Below are 23051 nucleotides of genomic sequence, written 5' to 3'. Positions count from 1 at the left end.
AACAGTATATCGCATAATGAAAACAGGGACAACATACGATTATATTAACAAAAAATCAGAAAAGCAGATCTAAAAGACTCCGGCGTCCGGGATCAGTTTTTCTTTCCGGTAATGGAATTATACTTCGGAACCAGAACAGACTTTCCACCCATATAAGGTCTCAGAACCTCCGGGATGGTTACAGTTCCATCTGCCTGCAGACGGTTCTCAAGGAAGGCAATCAGCATTCTTGGTGGTGCTACGCAGGTATTGTTAAGCGTATAAGCCAGATGATTTTTGCCATCCTCTCCCTTGATGCGGATATGGAGTCTCCTTGCCTGAGCATCGCCAAGATTGGAGCAGGAACCGACCTCAAAGTACTTTTTCTGTCTTGGAGACCATGCCTCGACATCACAGGACTTTACTTTGAGATCAGCCAGATCTCCGGAGCAGCACTCCAGTGTCCGTACCGGGATGTCCATGGAACGGAAGAAATCAACGGTATTTTTCCAGAGCTTATTGTACCAGCTCATTGCATCCTCCGGCTCGCAGACTACGATCATCTCCTGCTTCTCAAACTGATGGATACGGTAAACGCCTCTCTCCTCTATGCCATGGGCGCCCTTTTCCTTACGGAAGCAGGGAGAATAGGAGGTCAGAGTAAGCGGCAGCTGCTCGTGAGGTATAATCTGATCAATAAAGCGTCCGATCATGGAGTGCTCTGAGGTTCCGATCAGATACAGATCCTCTCCCTCGATTTTATACATCATGGCATCCATTTCCGCAAAGGACATAACGCCATCCACTACCTTGGAACGAATCATGTAAGGCGGGATAACATAGGTAAATCCTCTGTCAATCATGAAATCACGGGCATAGGATAAGATGGCAGAATGAAGTCTTGCGATATCACCGACCAGATAATAGAAGCCGTTTCCGGCAACACGTCCGGCAGCATCAAGATCAATGCCTCCGAAGCTTTCCATAATATCTGTATGATAAGGCACTTCAAAATCAGGAACCTTGGGCTCTCCGAATCTCTCGTTTTCCACATTATGCGTATCATCCGGACCAATCGGTACAGAAGGATCAATGATGTTGGGAATTACCATCATACGCTTGGTAACTTCCTCCTGCAGCTTTGGCTCCTGAGCTTCCAGCTCCTTAAGTCTTTCCGACTGGCGGGCTACATCCTCTTTCACCTTTGCGGCTTCTTCTTTTTTGCCCTGTGCCATGAGAGCGCCGATCTGCTTTGAAAGCTGATTCTTTCTGGCTCTCAGTTCATCTGCCTCCTGCTGTACCTTTCTGGCTTCCGCATCATATTTGATGACTTCATCAACCAGAACAAGCTTCTGATCCTGGAATTTCTTCCGGATATTTTCCTTGACTATGTCAGGGTTTTCTCTGACAAATTTAATATCCAACATGGAAACTTCATCCTCCCGTAACGTTATAAATCATGCCTGAGTGACAGAACTTTCTTTCAGACATATCAACAATTTACTATACAAGCAATCCAAGGGTTTTTCAAGTCATATACGACTGAGAATATCCTCAAACTGAACACCAAATACCGGTGCAAGAGCTTCCTCCTCTGAGTGTTTTACCGACAGCGCCACAAAATCCGCTGCTCGTTTTACACTATTGACAAGATCTCCGGTTTCCAGATAGTCTCCTGTCATGATGGATGCAAACAGATCTCCGGTTCCGGGTCGTCCGGCACCGGATTTTGAATTATAAAGGATCTGAAGCTCTGCATCCGGCTGCCATACCGCATTTTGATAAAGATCTCCGCAATCTATGCCGGTAACAACAATTTTTCCTTCTGTAAGGCAGGACAAGCCGGAAAACATTGCGTTAAGCACCATTTTTCTGCCCTCTTCTGATGTGCACTGTGTAAGCGCGTACGTTATCCCCTGATAATCCAGGTCAGACAGGAATGCAGCCTCAGTTAGATTAGGACAGCAAAGGTCTGCAAGCCGGATCAGCTTCCGCATGGAGTCAATGTACCTGGAAGTGATGTTACGATACAGCCTGCCATGATCCCCCATAACAGGATCCAGAATAATGATAAGCTCCGGATTTTTTTCTCTTGCATGGGTAAGGAATTGGTACAGCACATCCGCCTGCTCCGGTGATCCAAGATATCCGATCAGTATGGCATCCTGTTGAAATCCGTTTTTATCCCAGGCATCGAGGTAGGGCTTAAGGCTCTCTGTGAGACTTACTGAATACGCATATGGAAAGGCGGTATGATTACTTAGAACTGCAGTGGGTACAGGATTTACGCAATACCCCATATAAGAAAGTACCGGCAGAATGACGGAAAGCGAGCACCAGCCGACCCCACTTAAATCGTTGATTGCCGCAATGTGTTTCACTCTCTGCCTCCCATGAGCTTCCGCATGGCATTGACATTCTCCTCAATTTTATTATTCGGCTGAAAAACGGCGCTGCCTGCAATGATGAAATCCGCACCTGCGTCCAGTACAGAGGTAAGATTTTGCAAATTGACGCCTCCGTCAATGCCTATCGTAAGATCCATGCCGGCTTCCTCGGATTCTCTACGCAAGGTTCTGATTTTATCCAGTGTATACGGAATCAGCTTCTGTCCTCCGAAGCCGGGATTTACAGACATGATCAGAACAAGATCCACCATCGGCAGGATACAGTCCAATGTACTTACTGGTGTCGCAGGATTCAATGCGACGCCTGCTTTCAGACCGGCCTCTCGGATCTGATGGATGGTTCTGTCAAGATGACGGCAGGCTTCCTGATGTACGGTAATGCTGTCCGCGCCTGCATTTTTCATATCCTCTATATAACGACCCGGCTCCTCAACCATCATATGCACATCAAAAAAAGCATGGCTTCTGCTCCTCAATGCCTTGATTACTGGTGCACCAAAGGAAATGTTCGGCACAAAGCTTCCATCCATTACATCAAAATGGAAGCAGTCAATGCCTGCCTGTTCTGCTCTCTTTATGTCTTCCGCAAGATTTGCAAAATCAGCGGCGAGTATAGAGGGGGATAATGTACAATTCATAAAAGACTGTCCTTTCTCATACTACTGTTAGTAGTGCTGTTCCTGCTCCTTTAGTTCCTGATATAGCTGCACATAGCTTGCATAGCGCTCCTCGGAAATTTCACCCTCCTGCACAGCGCGTTTCACAGCGCAGTCCTTTTCTCCGATATGTACGCAGTTATGAAAACGGCATTTTGTGCGGTAGCTCTCAAACTCCGGATAGTAATACATCAGCCGATCCGAGGGGATTTCACGTACATATAGAGACGTAAAACCTGGTGTATCAAGGATATACGTATGATCGCCTATGTAAAAGAACTCGGCATGACGTGTTGTGTTTCTGCCTCTTTTTATTTTGCGTGAAATCTCTCCGGTCTCCATTTTGGCTTCAGGATGAATCATGTTGGTCAGTGTAGACTTACCTACTCCGGATGGACCGGAAAGAACACTGGTCTTTCCTTCCAGTATTTTAAGGATGTCAGGAAGATACTGATTTGTCCTGGTATTAAGCACAAGCGTTTTATATCCAATGCTCTGATAGATTCGGACAATCCGCATTTCCTCTGCTTCCTCACGGCTGTCCGAAACAAGATCGCTTTTATTAAAAAATATGATAACGGGGATCTCCAGCTGCTCCATATTGATCAGAAACCGGTCCAGCATATTGAGGTTTGGTGCGGGATCCTTGAGAGATACCACAATGACCGCCTGGTCTACATTGCTGACTTCCGGACGAACCAGCAGATTTTTTCTGGGCAGGATGCGGATCACATTGCCCTGCCTCTGCTTCTCGGAATCCTCCTTGGGTTCAATTTCCGCCATGTCTCCGACGACCGGCTTTTCATTCCGGTTCCGGAAAACACCCTTGGCACGGCATTCATAGTCTCCCTCTGAAGTATGGACATAATAAAAACCACCGATACCTTTAAATATTTTACCTGTCAGACTCATGTGCCCCCACTTTTTATGATTCAGGTGCAAATGTTACCGGAAATTCTGCAATCACCGTATCATTTTGTGCATCAACCACTTCCACAGTGCCGGAGGATATTCCGGCTTCGCCTTTTATACTGGAAAAAACCACCTGCAGCTCTGTACCGAGCGGATAGCTTCTGGCACCCTGCAAGGTTGTATAATAGCTCTCTCCGTTATGGTCCTGCCGGAGCCGGATTGACACCACCATGGAACCATCAATTCCGGGGCCGCCGGTTCCCAGCGTTACAGCCTGATTGATACTTGCGTACCAGTAGCTCTGAGATCCGTTTTCCTCATTTTCCGAGGAAGCTGCCTTAACAGAGGACTGTCCATCCGGTCCGGAGCTGACGGTAAAGCTTATCATCTGATCTGGTTCCGCAGGACTGCCGGGAGCCTGGGACTGATGGATCACCACTCCTGCAGGATTGGATGTATCCGGTTGATATGTGATATTTCCGGTCTTAAGTCCTGCCTGTTTCAACGCAGCGGCTGCTCCCTCCTCTGTATTACCGAGGAGATTTGGAACCGTTACTGTTTTTGTATTTTTTCCTTCACTTACGGTAATCACCAGCTGCTCGGAGCCACTGGTGTCCGGTTTATTGGTGGCAATGATATATCCCGTTGAGACAGTATCACTGGATTCTGTCTTAACAGTATAGGAAATATTTCGATCCTTAAGCTCTTTTTCCAGATCCTCAAGCTTCATTGCGTGCAGCCCGTCGAGCTGATCCGGCTTGTTTTTATCATAAAAAATTATCGTTGCCGGTCCCTTGGAAACGGTCACATCTACAACATCGCCGGATTCATACTTTTTATTGGGATAGCTTATGATTAATCCCTCATTGTATCGGTCTGAATACTCTTCATTGGCAGTACGGATGTGCATATTATAGTCAGAGAGATAGTCCTCTGCTTCATCAACACTCATACCCAGGATATCCGGCATGCGGATTTCCAAAGCTGAAATTGTAATATTTACCTCCTGCGAAGCACTTTCCACTTCAGCCGTGCTTTCTGCTGCGGATGTTACCGTGATCTCACGGGATTCCTTAAAAAAGCCGTGGATCCGGATGGCAAGAAATCCGATAATGCCCAGGATCAGAAGCGCACACACAATCGAGATCGCCCGGTTGATATGAGAAATGCTTTTTACAACAGAAGCTTCGCTGTTTGTCTCCGAGTCTGTGTCTGTTTCTTTTTCTTTTATCTTTGGAGCAGATTTCCGCTTTTCCTTAAGCTCCTGCATCTCATCACTGGTAAGCACTCTCGTTTCCCCAAGAGCTTCCTCGTCAGCGGCAGCATTCATAAAGGAGCCTTCCGGATCCTTCAGTGCCATGCGGAGATCCGCCCCCAGATCACTGATGTGCTGATACCGGAGAGAGGATTTTTTCTGCATGCATTTATAGACCGCCATATCCAGTGCGGGATATACATCAGGTACCAGATCATGCACCCGCGGAATTTTATTCTTGAGATGCGCAAAAACAACGGCAACGGAGGTATCTCCGTCATAAGGCACTTTACCGGTAAGCATTTCATACATCGTACAGCCAAAGGAGTAGATGTCCGAACGTTCATCCGACACACCGGAGCGTGCCTGTTCCGGTGAAATATAATGTACAGAACCCATGACAGTTGCATTCACTGTCTGCTGCGTTGCAGCTCTCGCAATACCAAAATCGGCAACCTTAACAACACCGTCTTCTCCCACAATCATATTCTGCGGCTTGATATCCCGGTGTACAATGTTCATTTTATGTGCCTGTTCAATGCCGGAGATCACCTGCAGCGCAATGCCAATCGTTTCCCGATTGCCCAGGCGTCCCTTCCGCTGGATATAGTTTTTAAGAGTGATCCCTTCCACCAGCTCCATAACAATATAATGAAGCTTGGCTTTTTCATCATCCACTACATCATAAGCGGCGACAATATTAGGATGATTGAGCTTGGCTGCCGCCTGCGCTTCGTTTTGGAATTTACGGATAAACTCCTCATCCTCGCAGTATTCTTCCTTTAGTACCTTAATGGCGACCGTTCGACACATTTTCTGATCGTAAGCACGGTATACGTAGCTCATACCGCCCTGACCAATCATATTTTCTATCTGGTAACGTCCATCCAGAAGCTGACCCTCCTGAAGCATCATTCCGTCACCTCCTTATGGAAGGGATCAATCAGCACAACGCCGATATTATCCCTGCCTCCATTGATGTTGGCCATATCAATTAATGCCCTGCCTTTATCCTGGATAGAGGAATCGTCCCGGACGATGCTCAGGATGCTTTCATTATCGACCATATTAAACAGTCCGTCAGAGCATAAGAGCACAAAATCTCCCTCACTTAAGTCAATTTCAAAAAAATCGGCTTCGACGGTTGGTTCAATGCCAACCGCACGGGTAATGATATTTCTTGCCCTGAGATATTCAGGTGAGCCACGGCGCATCATACCCCGCTCCACCATTTCTTCCACATAGGAGTGGTCTCTGGTGATCTGGCGGATGGTATTTCCATGAATTAAGTAGCATCGGGAATCTCCGATATTGGCAACGGTCATTACCTCTTGCTCAATGACCGCTGCTACCAGAGTGGTCCCCATGCCGCTCAGGCTTTCATTTTCTCTGGAAAGCATGTAAAGCTCCGCATTGATGCTTTCGATTCCCTTTTGCAACAGCCTTACTACAGGCCCCGAACTGGTATTGGCAAAGTACTTTTTTAATTCCTCCACCAGATATCGGGAGGCATAATCTCCGGCTTTATGTCCGCCCATACCATCTGCAAGAAGAAACAGATCATCCAATGCACCGATCGGCTGATCGGTTCCATAGACATAATCCTGATTCATTCTCCTGCGTTTTCCTTTATCGGTTTCTGCAAAAAAAATCATGTAGCTCTCCTGTTTCCATTATTACTGTTCAGAATCTTCCAAGAAGCTGCGTCTTAACTGACCGCAGGCACCGGAAATATCCGCTCCCATTTCTCTACGGATGGTAGCTGCGATACCATGCCGTTCAAGGATATGCTGGAAGCTCTCGATTTTTTTACGATCCGGTCGTTTCCATGCACGCTCCTTAATGGGATTTACCGGGATCAGATTGACATGGCATTGCAGCCTGCCTCCATGCTTCATGCCCATGATCAGTCTTGCAAGCTCCTCTGCTTCTCCGGCGTTATCATTGACTCCCTCCACGACGGAATACTCAAATGTGACTCTGCGTCCTGTTTTTTCAAAGTAATACTCGATCGCCGGCAGAACCTCCGAGAGTGAGTACTTATTTGCAATCGGCATCAGGGTTTTCCGGACCTCGTCATTAGGAGCATGGAGGCTCAGTGCCAGAGTCACACCGTAATTTTCATCTGCGAGACGACGTATATTCGGTACAATGCCACAGGTGGAAATGGTGATGTTTCTTCTGGAAATATTGAGGCCATGCGGATCGGAAATCATCCGGATAAACCGTGTCAGATTGTCGTAATTATCCAGAGGTTCACCGGAACCCATAATTACGATATTGGAAATGCGTTCACCGGATAGCTTCTGCATCTGGTATACCTGAGAGAGCATCTCTCCGGAGCTTAAATTGCGGGCGAGACCGTCAAGGGTGGATGCACAAAAACGGCATCCCATCCTACAGCCTACCTGGCTGGAAATACAGACAGATATCCCGTGCTGATACGGCATCCACACAGATTCTATTACATTGCCATCTTCCATGCGGAAAATATACTTCCGGGTTCCATCCAGTTTGGATACCAGGATCTGAACCGCCTCCGGCAGAGAAACAAAATATTGTTCCGCCAGATGCTCTCTCAGAGTCTTTGATATATTGCTCATTTCCTCATAGGAGCCAACCAGCTTCTGATGCAGCCAGGTATAAATCTGCTCTGCACGAAACGGCTTCTCACCTAGAGATATCATCAGCTTTTTTACATCATCTAATTCCAGGTCTCTTAAATTTTCCATTTCACTTCTTTATAAATTCACTGATAAAGAACCCATCCGATGGGTTCCCGGGCAGAAATTTTATTTCCTTTACCTTCTGAAGTCTAAGCTCCGTTTCAATCCAGGCAGCATTATCCTCGTTTTCTTCTCTCGTAAGGGTGCAAGTCGAGTACAGAAGCTTTCCTCCGGGTTTTACATAGCATACAGCTGTCTTAAGGATCTCTCTTTGCAGCTGCTGTAGTGATTTTATATCCTCAAGACTCACCGAGTACCGGATGTCCGGTTTTTTACCGATGATTCCAAGTCCGGAACACGGCAGATCGCATAGCACAATGTCCGCCTTTCCGCTGCCATCCGCTTGTATCAGGTCTTCATCCAGGATCCTGGCATCCCATACCTTGGTCCGGATATTGCCAAGCCCCAGACGCCTGATGTTTTCGTCTATCATCCGTACCTTCTCAGACGAGATATCACGTGCATCCACCATCCCTGTTCCATTTAAAAGTGCTGCCGCATGGCAGCTTTTTCCTCCGGGGGCAGCACACACATCCACGACGAGATCTCCAGGCCTGGGATCCGCGATCATACCGACCTGCTGGGACGCATAATCCTGTACTGTGATTTCACCCTGTTTAAATGCTTCAGAGTCCGAAATATTGCCCTTCATTTCCTCAGTATGACCATCCCGGAAGCGTACATAATTGACATTATCTCCGGAAATATAATACTCCGCGATTCTGCAAGCCTCGGTTCTACCGTACATATGATCCAGATACTGAAACAGCCACTCCGGCAGGCAGTATCTTACAAAAAGAGGTGTTTTATCCGGATCATTGAGTCCGGCAAGAATCTGATCCCGGTTTCTCGCAATACTCCGGGATACGCCATTCACAAAACCACTTAGCCCCTGAAACTTATGCTTTTTTGCAATTTTTACAGCTTCATTAATTGCTGCAGCATCAGGAATCCGGTCCATATAAAGGATCTGATATGCAGTCATACGAAGGAGATTACGGATCAAGGGCTTCATTTTGGAAACCTTTATCGATGCATAGTCGTTAAGTATGGCATCAAGCTGGATCATATACTCGATGGTGCCTTCCGTAAGACGAGTCACAAGTCCCCGGTCCCGGACCGGAAGCGCCTCATGCGCCTCTAAAGCTTCCCTCAATGCGATATGGCTGAATGCTTTGTCTTCCAGTACCGCGAGAATCACATCCAGAGCAATCTCTCTGGGCGAGGCATTGCTCCTGACCATCTGTGCTTTTGTATCTACTGTATTATGCTTCATTTTTAATTGCGATCATCCCTGCTTCTTGAAATCAAAACAAGTCGCAGAAGCTGGAGCAGTGAGGATGCAGCTGCAGCCACATAGGTAAGTGCTGCTGCAATCAGGACTGCACGCACACCTGCAAGCTCCTCCTCCGTTAATATATTGTATTCCCGTAATGTTGCAAGTGCCCGGCGCGACGCATTAAACTCCACCGGAAGTGTAAGGATCTGAATGGAAATCGCAATGGTAAACGCGATGATGCCAAGATTTATCAGCGGTGTCAGACTGATTATCAGCCCAAAAAATATCAATGGAATGGCAACTCTTGACGCCACTGCGCAGATCGGATTAATTGTATGGGTCAGTATAAGCGGAGCATAACCGTCAGCATCCTGTATGGCATGTCCGCACTCGTGTGCCGCAACACCAATTGCCGCAATGGAATCGGAATCACGTGTTGCGTCCGAGAGATTAAGCACCTTCCTGGATGGCATATAGTTATCTGTAAGATTTCCGCGAATTCCCTGGATACTGACATTACGGATCCCGTTCTTTTCCAGAATCAGCTCCGCAGCCTTGGCTCCAGTGATGCCGATCCGGGAGTGTACATGGGCATACTTGTTAAATGCACGATTCACATTGGCACTGGCGATCATAGATAATACTGCGCCAATCAGAACGAGAATATATGTCCAGTCATAGTACATCGGATAATATCCATAACCGTACATGCTGAGCCTCCTTACGTAAAATATTATGAGAAACGGTGTCCTCGCAGAAATTCCGCGCACGTCATGCGCTTCTTTCCTTCCAGCTGCAGCTCATTGATACTAAGAACGCCGGCACCTGTCATAATCCTGAGCGTCTTTCCATCCGTCCAGATCGTACCATGCTGATCTTTCAGGCGGTAGTCCTCCGGATCCGGCAAGGACTTCTCTGCTGTCATCCGGATCTTATCTTCATCAACGCATGCAACCATCCGGTATCCGTCATGAGAGATACTATGATCATCCAGTACATCCGCATCCCAGAGTTTCAGCTGCTTACCTGCAAGATAGGTGAATGCAGATGGCCACGGATTCAGTCCCCGGATCATGCGCTCGATTTTTAAAGCGGGATCATTCCAGTTAATAAGACCGGAGGACTTATGAAAGATTCCGACCTTCGTCGCCTGTGTGTCGTCCTGCCGGGTTCTTGTCAGCGTACCAGCCTCCAGGTCGGTAAGTGTTTTTACAATCAGTTTACCGCCTTCAACTGCAAGCTTCTCAAATAAACTTCCGCCGGTTTCCTTCGGAGCAAGCTGAACCCGTGATACCTCCAGGATATCACCGGTGTCCAGTCCCTTATCCATCATCATAGTGGTGACGCCGCTTTCCTTTTCACCATTCAGCACAGCCCACTGAATCGGAGCGGCTCCCCGGTATTTTGGAAGGAGCGATGCATGTACGTTGATGCATCCGTATTTCGGAATCTCCAGAATGTCTTCCGGCAGGATCTGTCCAAATGCGGTTACCACAATGACATCCGGATGCAGTGCGCGCATCTTTGTCTTTGCTTCCTCATCCTTGCGAATCCGCTCCGGAGTGATTACGTCGATGCCATATTTCTCTGCGGCAATTTTTACATCTGATTTCTGAAGTTCATGCGAGCGTCCCTTCGGACGGTCCGGCTGTGTGACAACAAGTGCTACCTCATGTCCGGCTTTGACCAGCGCATCGAGTGTCGCTACTGCAAAGTCCGGCGTTCCCATAAAAATCAGCTTCACGGCTTCTCCTTACTGTTCTCCCTCATCCAGGGCTTCGTACTCCACATCCTCCAGTTCACCCTCGACCTTGCTCACATACATAATGCCATGCAGATGGTCGTTTTCATGAGCCATAGCCCGGGCTAAAAGCCCTTCTGCATCAAACTCATAGGGCTGGAAATTAATATCCATTGCCTTGACATGTACCTTCATGGGACGGGTGACAATACCCTGCTTATCCGGTACAGAGAGGCAGCCTTCCTCACCGGTCTGAACCTCATCCCCAAGCGGAGTCACTTCCGGATTAATGCATACAAAGCGCTTGCCATCTCCGATATCAACAACAAAAATCTGACGCAGGATACCAACCTGTGGCGCTGCCAGCCCGACGCCATTGGCATCATACATGGTATCAAACATATCCCGGATCAGCTCCTTGGTTTTGTCAGTTACTTCTTTTACTGCTTTTGTTTCCTTTTCCAGAATCGGGTCTCCTATCACCCGGATTGTTCTGAGTGCCATAAAAAATCTCCTTTATACTATTGCTATGGTTATGTCATTATTTCCATGCCATTATTTTTGTGTCATTATCCTGATGCCATCATTAAAATAAAGCATATCTTACTGCAGATCAAAATTTAACAGGATCTGACTACGGCGGTCATGCTGACGGATCAGCTCCTGGCATTGATCCCGTAGTTGGATAATTATATCATGTGACCCATGTTTAATATATATAATTTTTCTGAAAATGTCATTAACCCGGTATACGGTAGCCCGTAAGGGACCAATGAGCTCTGCATTACAGGCTGCACAGTATCCGGACATTTCCTTAACTGCGAGCTCGGAAACCGCATCCAGCAGATTTTCATCTGCACATTGAAGCTGTATCGTCATGAGCCTCTCTACAGGAGGATATCCCATCAGCTTCCGGAAGGCCATCTCCTGTTCGTAAAATATGCGGTAGTCCTGCCTGGCAGCAAGCTGTATTGCATAGTGCTCCGGCTGATAGGTCTGGATAATCACATGACCTGCTTCTCTGTCCCTTCCGGCACGTCCTGCTGCCTGTGTGATCAGCTGGAAGGTACGTTCCTGTGCCTTGAAATCCGGTGCGGAAAGACTCAGATCTGCCGCGATCATGCCAACCAGCGTCACATCCGGAAAATCATGTCCCTTAACTATCATCTGGGTTCCGATCAGGATATCCGCCCTATGTGCTCGGAAAGCTGCAAGAATCCTTTCGTGACCCCCCTTATTTCGTGTCGTATCCGCATCCATCCGTAAAACTCCGGCATCCGGGAAGCTTTGTTTTACATATTCCTCCAGCCGCTCGGTACCAAAGCCAAAGGGAGCAAGATACGGAGAACCACAGGACGGGCACAGCTTCATACGCGGAGTTTCATATCCGCAGTAATGACAGCGCAGCATGCCATCGCGATGCAGCGTAAGTGAAACATCGCAATGAGGACATTTTACAGCTTCACCGCAGCTTCTGCAGCTGATGAAGCTGCTGTAGCCTCTCCGGTTCATAAACAGCATGATCTGCTCTTTTTTATCAAGGGCTTCTGTCATGAGCTCATTAAGATGCCTTGAAAAGATCGACCGGTTTCCCTCGGCGAGCTCTTTTCTTAAATCTATAATCTCGGTCGCAGCCAGTGTGCTTCCGGGCTTTGCTCTGTGCGTAAGCTCAAGAAGGCGGATTTCTCCATGTAAGGCCTTAGTAAAAATGTCAAGAGACGGGGTTGCAGATCCGTATACGACGGGACAATCCGTAAGCTTCGCCCTCTGAAACGCGACATCCCGGGTTTCATACCGCGGAGCTGTCTCCGATTTATAAGCGCCTTCATGCTCCTCATCCATGATGATCAGGCCAAGATTGTCAAACGGTGCAAATATAGCAGAACGGGGTCCTACCAGGATATCGACCTCTCCCCGCTCGCACTTCATGTACTGCTCATAGCGTTCTCCAAGACTCATCCGCGAATGCAGTATCGCGACTTTGCCCCGGAAGCGGGACGAAATACGCAGCACCGTCTGAAAGGTTAAGGAAATTTCCGGAATCAGCATGATCACCTTACGCTTAAGCGCCAGTGTTTCCTCTATGGCATGCAGATAGACCTCGGTTTTTCCGGAACCGGTAATACCAAAAACCAGATATCTTGGCGGATCCTGTGTTTTACCTGCATTTTCCGGTTGCGTCAAATCAAGAGAACCGGGAGTTCTGTCAGGAGAGACCTTTTTTCTGGCAAAACAGCTGCGGATGCCGGAAACAATGGCATCCGCAGCTATCTGCTGTTCTGGATTCAGGATATGCTGCTCATCTGTTTCTTCCCGGTATCTCTCCATCGGGTCAATCCGACGCAGATTTTTACGCACCGTCTTTTTAACGGGAAGCACAGTTTTAAGACATTGATTCAGTGTTGTACCATATTCCCGGGACATCCAGACCGCAAGCTGAATCAACTGCTCCTTTACAGAGATTGCATTGGAAACAACGCCGAGGATGTCCTTGATCTTGTCCTCATCATAGGCACTTTGCTCCGAGAGTGAGATTACATATCCATTTTTAGGTATTCTGCTATTTCCAAATGGAATCGATACCCGGTCTCCTGCACTTACATGCATCCCCTCAGGTATATGATAGGTATAGGGTCTGTCCAGAGCTTCATTCGTAATGTCAATAATAACCTGGGCGTACATCAGACCTCATTTCTGAAATCAGCGACAATTTTAGTTAACCCCATGGAATTGGAGCCTTTAAACAGGATGACGTCACCGGATTTTGCAGAGTCCTTAAGAAGACTGCGAAGCGTGTCCAGATCTGAAAAGCACTCGATGACCGGATGCGGAACGGAAGCCTCGATATCCATTTCACCGGATGCTTTTTTCTTAAGCTCCACTTCATCCAGGTAGTGCTCCACTCCATTTTGTATATGTTTCGCAAGAGGACCGTACAGATAGATGACATCGACCGGCAGCTGCCCGAGATATTCGCCGACTTCAAAATGATACTGCTCTGACTTTGGACCGAGCTCCAGCATATCTGCAAGGACAGCAATCTTACGGCTGCCCTTCAAATCTGCAAGCACATCCAGACCGGCCTTCATGGAAACCGGAGATGCATTGTAGGCATCATCGATTACCGTGACACCTGCTTTGGTCACAAAGGTTTCACCCCGACCCTTAAGACCGGTAAACTGCTCCAGCGCTCCGGCTGCCTTATGTAGATCAAGCCCGAGCTTGTCTGCTACATGCATCGCAGCTGAAGCATTTTGCAGCATATGATTTCCATGTACCCTGAGCTTTAAAGGAAAGTCCGCGGATGTGTAAAAATGCAGGGAAACACTCTTACCAAGAATCACATCCATGTCATGGATTTTTTCCAGCGTAAGCTGTTTTAAAAGCGGATCCTCTCCGTTTACATATAAGTCTCCATTTTCCGGCATTCCATCCAGTATGTGCAGCTTTTCCTTCAGGATATTTTCCTGCGTTTTCAGCTGCTCAATATGCGCTATGCCAATGTTGGTTATTACCGCAATGTCCACACAGGCAGTATTGGCAATCCTTGTCATTTCTCCCGGATTTGACATACCCAGCTCAATCACCGCAGCATCCGCGCCGGAACGTGCCATATTGAACATGGTAATCGGAACACCTACCTGAGAGTTGGCATTTCCTGCTGTCTCAAAGACCTTAAGCTGAGAAGCAAGAGCCGACGCAATCATACTGCGGGTCGTCGTCTTACCGACAGAACCTGTCACGCCTATCACGGTTCCATGAAATTTAAGGCGTTCCATGTACCCAATCTGCTGCAGCGCCGTTACCGTATTCTCTACCTGATAAAATCTGACGTCCGGATATTTTGACAGATACTCTGCAACTGGACGACTGGACAATACGGCAATCGCTCCGTGAGAGATTGCCATATCAATAAAATCGTGTCCATCACTTCGCTCACCGATGATCGGCACAAACAGACCATCCGTAATATCCTGCCTGGAATCCAGTACAATCCTCTTAATTCCTGTGTCATCAAATCCAAAGCTTTTATCTGCTGGAATCATTTCTTCTCCTGTCATAAGCCAAATTGTCTTGCGGTTTCTTCAATCACTTCCCGGTCCAGAAAATGCGTCCGCACACCATTCACCTCATTGTAGTCCTCATGCCCTTTACCGATGACAGCGATCATATCGCCATCCTCCGCATGCGTCATGGCATATTGGATCGCCTCTCTCCGGTCCGGTACCTCCACATATTTTCCGCCGGCAGGAACCAGAGTTGACTTGATATCATTAATGATATCCTCGGTTTTTTCATACCGTGAGTTATCCGCAGTGAGAATGCTCAGATCTGCCATTTTAGCCGCGGTTTCTCCCATGCCATATCTCCGCTCTTTGGAACGGTTGCCTCCGCAGCCAAATACCACAACAAGGCGTTTCGGATGGTATGCACGCAGTGTACTCAGCAGGTTTTCCATTGCCATGGCATTGTGTGCGTAATCTACAATTACCGTCATGCGGCTGTTCTTAAATGCAATTTCAACCCTGCCATCAACCTTAACATAGCGCATAGCTTCCAGGATCCGGTGAGAGTCAATGCCGATCAGGCTGCAGACAGAGATTGCCGCCATAGCATTATACACATTGTATCGGCCCGGCAGATCCAGCTTTACATCCAGCTGCAGACGATTTCTGCCTCGTACCTGAAACTCCACGCCGGTAAATTGATCGGTATGTACATGCTCGATGCTGCTGCCCATAAAGTCTGCCGTCCGGTCCAATGCAAAGGTATACATTTTGCAGGGCGCATTCTGCAAAAGTTCATCTGCATAGTCGGCATCCAGATTGAGGAGTCCCACCTTGGACTGCCGGAAAATCATGGACTTATAATATTTGTACTCGGCAAAATCCTTGTGTTCATTGGGACCGATATGATCCGGCTCGATATTGGTAAAAATACCGTAATCAAACTGGATCCCGTCCGTGCGGTGCAGCTTGAAGCCCTGGGAAGAAGCTTCCATGACAAGATATTCGCATCCGGCATCCCGCATTTTACGGAAGTAGCTGTGGAGGTCATAAGACTCAGGAGTTGTGTTTTTTGTTTCAAAATGTCTGCCGCAATATTCCACTCCTGTCGTTCCGATGATACCGCATCTCTTTCCGGCAGTTTCCAGAATGCTTCGGATCATATGTGCTGTAGTCGTTTTACCCTTGGTACCGGTCACGGCGATCACCGTCATCTCACGTGCAGGGTATCCGAAGCGCGCTGCTGAGAGCTTTGCCAGCGCCTCCCTTGCAGAGTCAACTCTGATCAGGGCAACGCCGTCCGGCAGATCCTCAAGTGAAACAGGCAGTTTTTCCGGTTCCTCCTCTACTACAATTGCAGAAGCTCCCTGACGGATGACCTCCGGGAGAAAGCTATGGGAGTCTACATTGGCACCCTTCATGCATACAAAGACAGTCTCCGGGGCAGCCTTTCTGGAATCAAATACCACCTCGGATACCTCGACCTTGTCCGGATTACCATGAACGACAGTATAATTTATATCATTAAGCCAGTCACTGAATTTTGGCATGGGTTATCTTCCTTTTAAAATAGTAAATTTGAGCATACGCATCATGGCTGTCTTACGTAAACTACTTAGACAGCCATGCTTTTATCCGTATCAGAATCAGAACAAACCGGTAATCTTTCCGTCTACCACATCGATATCAAAGGCGGCAGGTTTTTGGGGCAGACCCGGCATCGTCATGATGTCACCGGTCAGACATACGACAAATCCGGCACCGGCTGAGACATAGGCATCCCGTACAGTGATCCGGAAGCCTGTAGGACGTCCCAGCTTTTTAGGATCATCAGAAAGGCTGTATTGTGTCTTGGCCATACATACCGGCATATCAGCAAAGCCAAGCTCCGTGAGCTTTTTCAGCTCCTTCTGCGCCTTAGGAGCAAAGTCAACGCCATCTGCTCCGTAGATGTTGGTGGCAACTGCCCGTACCTTATCCTCCAGAGAGTCCGAGAGCTTCTGAACAGGTGTGAAATGCGCTTCCTTGGTTTCCAGTGTTCTCACAACGGCCTCTGCCAAAGCAGCTCCGCCCTTGGCACCCTCGCCATGCACCTTGGAAAGTGCGAAATCTGCACCCTTACTGCGGCAGAAATCTTCAATAAATTGAAGCTCTGCCTCGGTATCTGTAGCAAACTGATTTATTGCTACAACTACTGGAACGCCAAAGTTCTGTAGATTTTCAATATGTTTCTCAAGATTCACGATGCCCTTTTTAAGAGCTTCCAGATTTTCCGGAACCAGCTCTGTCTTAGGCACGCCACCGTTATATTTAAGCGCACGTACAGTTGCAACCAACACTACCGCATCCGGACTCAGTCCCGCCATCTGGCATTTGATATCAAAAAACTTCTCGGCTCCAAGATCGGCACCAAAGCCTGCCTCTGTAACGGCAATATCTCCAAGTTTCATTGCAAATCTTGTCGCCTGCACGGAGTTGCAGCCATGCGCAATATTGGCAAACGGACCGCCATGAACAATTGCCATGTTATGCTCCAGTGTCTGAATGATATTCGGTTTGATTGCATCCTTAAGCAGTGCAGCCATTGCACCGACGGCATGCAGATCTTTTGCCGTTACAGGCTTACCGTCTACATCATAGGCAACAATGATTCTCGCAAGGCGTTTCTTAAGATCCTCCATGCCGTTCTGCAGACACAGGATAGCCATGATTTCTGATGCTACAGTAATGACAAAATGATCCTCACGTACTACGCCATCCCCCTTTCCGCCAAGACCTACAACAATATTTCTAAGCACACGATCATTCATGTCCTCACAGCGCTTCCAGTTAATGGCTTTAGGATCAATCCTCAGCTCATTTCCCTGCTTGATATGGTTATCAAGTAAGGCAGCAAGGAGATTGTTGGCACTCGTAATCGCGTGGAAGTCACCTGTGAAATGCAGATTCAGATCCTCCATCGGTACAACCTGTGCGTATCCACCTCCTGCAGCACCGCCCTTAATACCAAAGCAAGGACCGAGACTTGGCTCACGCAGTGCAACGACAGCTTTTTTTCCAATGTAATTCAAAGCATCTGTTAGACCGATGGACGTTGTGGTTTTTCCCTCTCCGGCAGGCGTCGGATTGATGGCAGTCACCAGGACAAGTTTCCCGTCCGGGCGATCCTTGACCTTCTCCCATAAATCATCGGAAAGCTTTGCCTTGTACTTTCCGTAGAGCTCCAGGTCATCCTCCTCAATGCCATATTTTGCAGCGACATCCTTGATTCTGAACATTTCAGCTTCCTGTGCGATTTGGATATCCGATTTCATCCTTTTTACCTCGTACTTTCCAATCAACGCTTCTCTTTGACCTGTGCTTTAACCGGAAATCATCTGGTCAAACTCATCAATCGTCATGAGAATCTTCCTTGGCTTCGTACCTTCCTCCGGTCCGACAACCTGTGCCTCCGCCAGCTGGTCCATGATACGTGCAGCACGGTTAAATCCGATACGGAATTTCCGCTGCAGCATACCTATGGATGCCTTCTCTGACTCTATGATCAGAGCGCCTGCTTCATTAAACAGTTCATCTCTGTCATTTTGTGCTCCACCCCCGGCACCTGAGCCGGAATTGTCCAGAGTATTTTTAATATTGTCATTATACTCCGCTTCTGTATTTTCTTTAAGGAAATCCACAACTGTCTGAACTTCCTCATCAGACACAAAAGCACCCTGGACACGAATCGGCTTTGGAAGCCCCTGTGGGAAAAAGAGCATATCGCCCTTACCGAGAAGCTTTTCCGCTCCGTTCATATCAATAATGGTGCGGGAGTCCACACCTGAGGAAACAGCGAATGCAATCCGCGATGGGACATTCGCCTTGATCAGTCCCGTAATGACATTAACAGATGGCCGCTGGGTTGCAATCACAAGATGCATACCACAGGCTCTTGCAAGCTGTGCAATACGGCAGATGGCATCCTCCACCTCCTGCGCGGAGACCATCATAAGATCTGCAAGCTCATCAATAATGATTACGATCTGCGGAAGCTTCGCGGGCTTCTGCTCGTCCGGGATTTCAGGATCCTTACGCACCTGCTCGACCTTTTCGTTATAGCCCTTCAGGTCCCTTGACCCGGTGGCGGCGAACTTTTTATATCGATCCGTCATCTCGGCAACACACCAGTTAAGCGCGGCTGCCGCCTTTTTGGGATCTGTCACAACAGGAATCAACAGATGCGGGATGCCATTGTATACCTGAAGCTCCACCACTTTGGGATCCACCATGATCATCCGGACATCCTCCGGCTTGTACTTATAAATAATCGACATGATCAAAGTATTGATCGAAACCGACTTACCGGAGCCGGTGGCTCCTGCAATCAGAAGATGGGGCATCTTGGCAATGTCTGTTACCACAGTGTTACCGGCAATATCCTTACCTACACCAAATGCAATCTTAGCTTTGGAGGACTGAAATTCTTTGGAGGCAAGCACATCTCCAAGGTAAACAACCTGGCTCTTTTTATTAGGAACCTCGATACCGACAGCGGATTTCCCTGGAATCGGTGCCTCAATACGGATATCCGCAGCCGCAAGGCGCATCTTGATATCATCACTTAACGAAGTGATCCTGGATACCTTGACTCCAATTTCCGGCTGCAGCTCGTATCTTGTCACCGCGGGACCGACAGTAACATTGGTCACAGTAACTCCTACACCAAAGCTCTTTAGTGTCTGCTGCAGGATAATCGCGTTTTTTTGTATTTCCTCACGAGAGTCCATATCCTGCTCGCCGCCTCTTTTGAGCAACGTAAGCGGTGGAAAGATATATGGCTTCACAGGCTTTTTTTCAAGGATTTCCTGCTGAACCTTGGCATTGTCAGCTTCCGAAGCAGCTTCCTGCTTTCTTGCTTCGATCTTTTTCTGAACCGACTCTACATCAGAATCAATCACTTTCCCATTGGAAGTTATGATTCTGCGATTCCCACTCTCGCCCTCTCCAGAGTGAAGGCGGATTTTATCAGGTGCAGAAGTTTCTGTCATAAGAGGCTCTGTAGACCCGGTCCTGAGCGCCCGCTCCTCCGCCGCGCTGAGCCTTGACTCTGCAGCGTCATAAGGATTATCGTCGTTAGCCTCCGGTTTTGTCACGACAGCTTCCGGATACGAATGTGACATATCATCACTTGTACCCATTACATCAGAACCAGCTGTATCAGACGGAGCATCCGTTACATTGACATCGTGAACCTCGTCCTCCGGTTCCGGAAGGTCGATCTTGATTTCCTCCGGATCCGTTTCCGGTGTTTCCGATGAGATATTACCCGCATTGCTGTGAATTTCCTCAGGCTCGCTTCTCCTGGTAAAAGGAGCATCCTCTGATTTCTGTCCCAAACCGGAAATCTGCCCGGTAAAGATGTTATAGTCCGGTTCTAAGGGCGCAGCTTTGGACGTGTAATCCTCTACCGGGATCTCTGCTTCTGTCTTCATACGAAGCTTCCTATCATCTGCTGCCGGACTCTCAACAGTTGAATCCTCTGCAGCAAAGCCTGCGCTCTTAGCTGCATGCTGATCTGGAGTCCGACCCGCCTCCTGATCTGCTTCTTTATCTGCGTCTTCCTTAATATAGAAGCTCCGGTTTCTAAGTGCAAGCTCCTCTCTGGACAATACTGCTGATGGATGCCTTGTATTGAGCGGCAGATCAATTTCACCACCGGTTTTAAGGATGGGAATGCTGTCCAGCTTCCGTTTTCCCTCGCCTTCCGTTTCCAGGGGCTTAGCGGACAGCATCGTCGCATCAAGATCAACACCTCGTGCCGGGATGTCCTCGCCACGCTTAGAGTCTCTTTCTTCCAGTCGTTTTGCATGATGAATCCTGGCGTTCTCCGCCATCAGACTGAAATCCTCCCGGGCTCTTTCCGTTGCCCGTTCCGCGGCATGCATCGATCCTCTTGCAAACATTCTGGCAAGGGGTTTTTCTGTAATATATACAAAGCAGATCAGTATTGCTGCAAGCAGGATCAGCATTGCGCCAACCTTGCCTGCAATGCCGTAAAGAATCAGCGCCAGGGCACCTCCAATGATGCCTCCGCCGATCCCCTGCTCCTCTGCCTCGACAAAAAAATCTCCTAAATTCCGGTTTTCCACTCCGCCTGCAAAGGTAAGCTGCAGAATCGCTGCCAAAAAGATCATGATGCAGATTGCTGCAATCATCTTTAAGGTGGCATAGGTATTTTCCTGATTGGATACTTCAAATGTAACGAAAAAGCTTAGTACCAGAGGAAACAAATATCCCAGGCTCCCAAACAGACCAAGCTGCATTGCTTTTAAAAACGCTCCTACGGGGCCGCAGACTCCGAGATTTGAGAGAAACAGAAATATTGAGATTGCGAATGTAACTATAATTGCAATCTCCTCTCCCATAAATGGTGCTGTCTGCTCCTGCGCTTTTACCTTGCTTCTGTTTCTTTCTGTATTTTTTGATTTGTTTTTGCTTCCTTTTGGTCTACCCATGAAATCCTCGCTAATAATTAATGAACCAATTTATTATATACGATTTTTTATCAAAATGACAGCCCTCGATAGTATCAGCCTTAAACTGTATGTCTAATTATACATCCCCGGAGCAATTGACTTTTACATATTGCAGTGGTAATCTTCAATATAGTTTATGTCGTTTATGTCTTTTACAAAATCTGGAAGCGAGGCTGTAATATGATCAGTGTTGCCGTGGTCAGCCCTGACCATGGGCTGGAGCCCATTGATAAAGCCATTAGTGAAATGGACCTTGGATGTCAGTTCCATACATACATCTATAAAAAGATGTCTGACATCGACAGTATTTATGATGAGTGTCGGGGAAAATGTGATGTCATATTCTTTTCCGGAGAGCTTGGATATCATTACATGAAAAACAAGTTTCCCGACAACCGGATTCCATGTGCATTTACTGCATATGAAACCATCGATGTACTCTCCATCCTGCTGAATTTTAAAATTGAGCATCCGGATATCCCGTTAAATCGGGTATTCTGCGATTTCCTGACGATTACCAATCATTATATGGATATAGATCAGTATATCAAGCCAGAGAACATGCCCTACTGTTTTAATGACACCCATTACGACTACCGGCACATTACAAGCTATGCCAAAGATCTTTTTGACCAGGGCAAGATTGATCTTATCCTTTCAAGGAGTATTAATAATCTGAAACGTCTGGACGAACTGCATATCCCGTATGTAGCCGTCTGGCCTTCCAGGGAGATGATCATCAAGTCTATTAAATCAGCACTCAATGAACTGAAGCTTGACAGCATTGAACAGAAGGATGAGCTCAATATCCTGATCCGCTTACCCTTTGGTGAGGACATTGACCAGGAGGAGCAGGAATACAGAGAAGCCACCATTTATAAAATGCTTGCGGATTATCGCAAATCCAATCACCTGCATTTTTCCATCAATCAGGGGTTTAATCAATTTGAACTGCATACACAGATGGATGCAGGGACATTTGAAGCTGAATCACTGCGGCCGATTTTACTGGATCTTAGAAAAAAAATAGGATTTCCCTTCCGCATAGGTGCAGGACTGGGATCCTCTCGGGAGAGAAGCCGCTATTTCTCAGAGCACGCACTGCTTGAGGCAAATCGTTATGGCAGAAATGATGCATTTTTTGTCGGTGAGGAAGGCACGGTAACAGGACCTCTGTCTGCTGACACCAAGCTGATCTACAGCTACTCTAACGAAAAGGCACTGGCTTTTGCAAGAGACAAAGGCATCAATGAAACAAACATCCTGAAGCTGATCAGTATGTTTGAGCAGGATGAGGGGCAGATTTTAAGCTCCATGAATCTTGCTACTCTGCTTGGAATTACACCACGTTCCGCGAGCAGGATTTTGGTGAAGCTGACAGAGCTTCATATTCTGGATCTTACCGAGGCAGAGGATACTCCTAAAAAAGCCTCGCATCTTGGACGACCGACACATTATTATAAATTTAATTCCAAAGAATTCCGGAATGCCCTGCTCTGATAAATTACCTTTTGAACCAAAAGAAGCAAAAAAAGAAGACGTTTCCCAGTATATACCGGGGAAACGTCTT

Annotated in this window: 17 protein-coding genes; 1 reads left to right on the top strand and 16 read right to left on the bottom strand. The window is 47.5% G+C overall.

The window, feature by feature from the left end:
• Positions 1 to 92 precede the first annotated feature (92 nt).
• The 16 genes from serS to ACTNEN_RS00840 form a co-directional block, all read right to left on the bottom strand.
• Entirely contained in the window at positions 93 to 1406 is a 1314-nt protein-coding gene (serS, locus tag ACTNEN_RS00915; protein ID WP_441204182.1) for a serine--tRNA ligase, read from the bottom strand.
• 105 nt (positions 1407 to 1511) lie between these two features.
• The gene (locus tag ACTNEN_RS00910) at positions 1512 to 2360 is read right to left on the bottom strand and encodes a bifunctional hydroxymethylpyrimidine kinase/phosphomethylpyrimidine kinase (RefSeq protein ID WP_441204181.1); all 849 of its coding nucleotides are present in this window, start codon (positions 2358 to 2360) and stop codon (positions 1512 to 1514) included.
• Positions 2357 to 3025: a ribulose-phosphate 3-epimerase gene (rpe, locus tag ACTNEN_RS00905; RefSeq protein ID WP_441204180.1), complete on the bottom strand. Its 669-nt coding sequence runs from the start codon at positions 3023 to 3025 to the stop codon at positions 2357 to 2359. Before rpe ends, ACTNEN_RS00910 begins: the two co-directional genes overlap by 4 nt.
• A 27-nt stretch (positions 3026 to 3052) precedes the next feature.
• On the bottom strand, positions 3053 to 3949 hold the full coding sequence (gene rsgA / locus ACTNEN_RS00900) for a ribosome small subunit-dependent GTPase A (RefSeq protein WP_441204406.1): 897 nt from the start codon (positions 3947 to 3949) through the stop codon (positions 3053 to 3055).
• A 19-nt stretch (positions 3950 to 3968) separates the two neighbouring features.
• Positions 3969 to 6122 carry a Stk1 family PASTA domain-containing Ser/Thr kinase gene (pknB, locus tag ACTNEN_RS00895; RefSeq protein ID WP_441204405.1) on the bottom strand — a complete coding sequence of 718 codons (2154 nt, stop codon included), beginning with the start codon at positions 6120 to 6122 and terminating at the stop codon, positions 3969 to 3971.
• A complete protein-coding gene (locus ACTNEN_RS00890) occupies positions 6122 to 6865 on the bottom strand; it encodes a Stp1/IreP family PP2C-type Ser/Thr phosphatase (protein ID WP_441204179.1) in 744 nt (247 codons plus the stop codon). The genes pknB and ACTNEN_RS00890 overlap by 1 nt, the downstream gene beginning before the upstream one ends.
• A gap of 21 nt (positions 6866 to 6886) precedes the next feature.
• Positions 6887 to 7942 (bottom strand): 23S rRNA (adenine(2503)-C(2))-methyltransferase RlmN, encoded by a 1056-nt coding sequence (rlmN, locus tag ACTNEN_RS00885; protein WP_441204178.1) that lies wholly within the window; start codon positions 7940 to 7942, stop codon positions 6887 to 6889.
• A gap of 1 nt (position 7943) precedes the next feature.
• Positions 7944 to 9212: a transcription antitermination factor NusB gene (locus tag ACTNEN_RS00880; protein ID WP_441204177.1), complete on the bottom strand. Its 1269-nt coding sequence runs from the start codon at positions 9210 to 9212 to the stop codon at positions 7944 to 7946.
• 2 nt (positions 9213 to 9214) lie between these two features.
• On the bottom strand, positions 9215 to 9925 hold the full coding sequence (locus tag ACTNEN_RS00875; protein WP_441204176.1) for a zinc metallopeptidase: 711 nt from the start codon (positions 9923 to 9925) through the stop codon (positions 9215 to 9217).
• Positions 9926 to 9948: 23 nt separating this feature from the next.
• On the bottom strand, positions 9949 to 10959 hold the full coding sequence (gene fmt / locus ACTNEN_RS00870) for a methionyl-tRNA formyltransferase (protein WP_441204175.1): 1011 nt from the start codon (positions 10957 to 10959) through the stop codon (positions 9949 to 9951).
• Positions 10960 to 10968: 9 nt separating this feature from the next.
• Positions 10969 to 11460 (bottom strand): peptide deformylase, encoded by a 492-nt coding sequence (gene def, locus ACTNEN_RS00865; protein ID WP_441204174.1) that lies wholly within the window; start codon positions 11458 to 11460, stop codon positions 10969 to 10971.
• A gap of 99 nt (positions 11461 to 11559) precedes the next feature.
• On the bottom strand, positions 11560 to 13638 hold the full coding sequence (gene priA, locus ACTNEN_RS00860; RefSeq protein WP_441204173.1) for a replication restart helicase PriA: 2079 nt from the start codon (positions 13636 to 13638) through the stop codon (positions 11560 to 11562).
• Positions 13638 to 15002, bottom strand: a complete 1365-nt coding sequence (locus ACTNEN_RS00855) for a UDP-N-acetylmuramoyl-tripeptide--D-alanyl-D-alanine ligase (protein WP_441204172.1) — start codon at positions 15000 to 15002, stop codon at positions 13638 to 13640. The genes priA and ACTNEN_RS00855 overlap by 1 nt, the downstream gene beginning before the upstream one ends.
• An 11-nt stretch (positions 15003 to 15013) precedes the next feature.
• Positions 15014 to 16513, bottom strand: a complete 1500-nt coding sequence (locus ACTNEN_RS00850; protein WP_441204171.1) for a UDP-N-acetylmuramoyl-L-alanyl-D-glutamate--2,6-diaminopimelate ligase — start codon at positions 16511 to 16513, stop codon at positions 15014 to 15016.
• A gap of 96 nt (positions 16514 to 16609) precedes the next feature.
• On the bottom strand, positions 16610 to 18277 hold the full coding sequence (locus ACTNEN_RS00845) for a formate--tetrahydrofolate ligase (RefSeq protein ID WP_441204170.1): 1668 nt from the start codon (positions 18275 to 18277) through the stop codon (positions 16610 to 16612).
• Between the two features lie 48 nt (positions 18278 to 18325).
• Positions 18326 to 21460: a DNA translocase FtsK 4TM domain-containing protein gene (locus ACTNEN_RS00840; protein ID WP_441204169.1), complete on the bottom strand. Its 3135-nt coding sequence runs from the start codon at positions 21458 to 21460 to the stop codon at positions 18326 to 18328.
• 201 nt (positions 21461 to 21661) lie between these two features.
• Between ACTNEN_RS00840 and ACTNEN_RS00835 the strand changes: the two genes are divergently transcribed.
• A complete protein-coding gene (locus ACTNEN_RS00835; protein WP_441204168.1) occupies positions 21662 to 22981 on the top strand; it encodes a MarR family transcriptional regulator in 1320 nt (439 codons plus the stop codon).
• Positions 22982 to 23051 lie beyond the last annotated feature (70 nt).

This window comes from Oribacterium sp. HCP28S3_H8, assembly GCF_052064775.1.
GTDB lineage: Bacteria > Bacillota > Clostridia > Lachnospirales > Lachnospiraceae > Oribacterium.
Note: the sequence above shows the minus strand (reverse complement) of the source record. Positions and strands in the feature narration are given on the sequence as shown.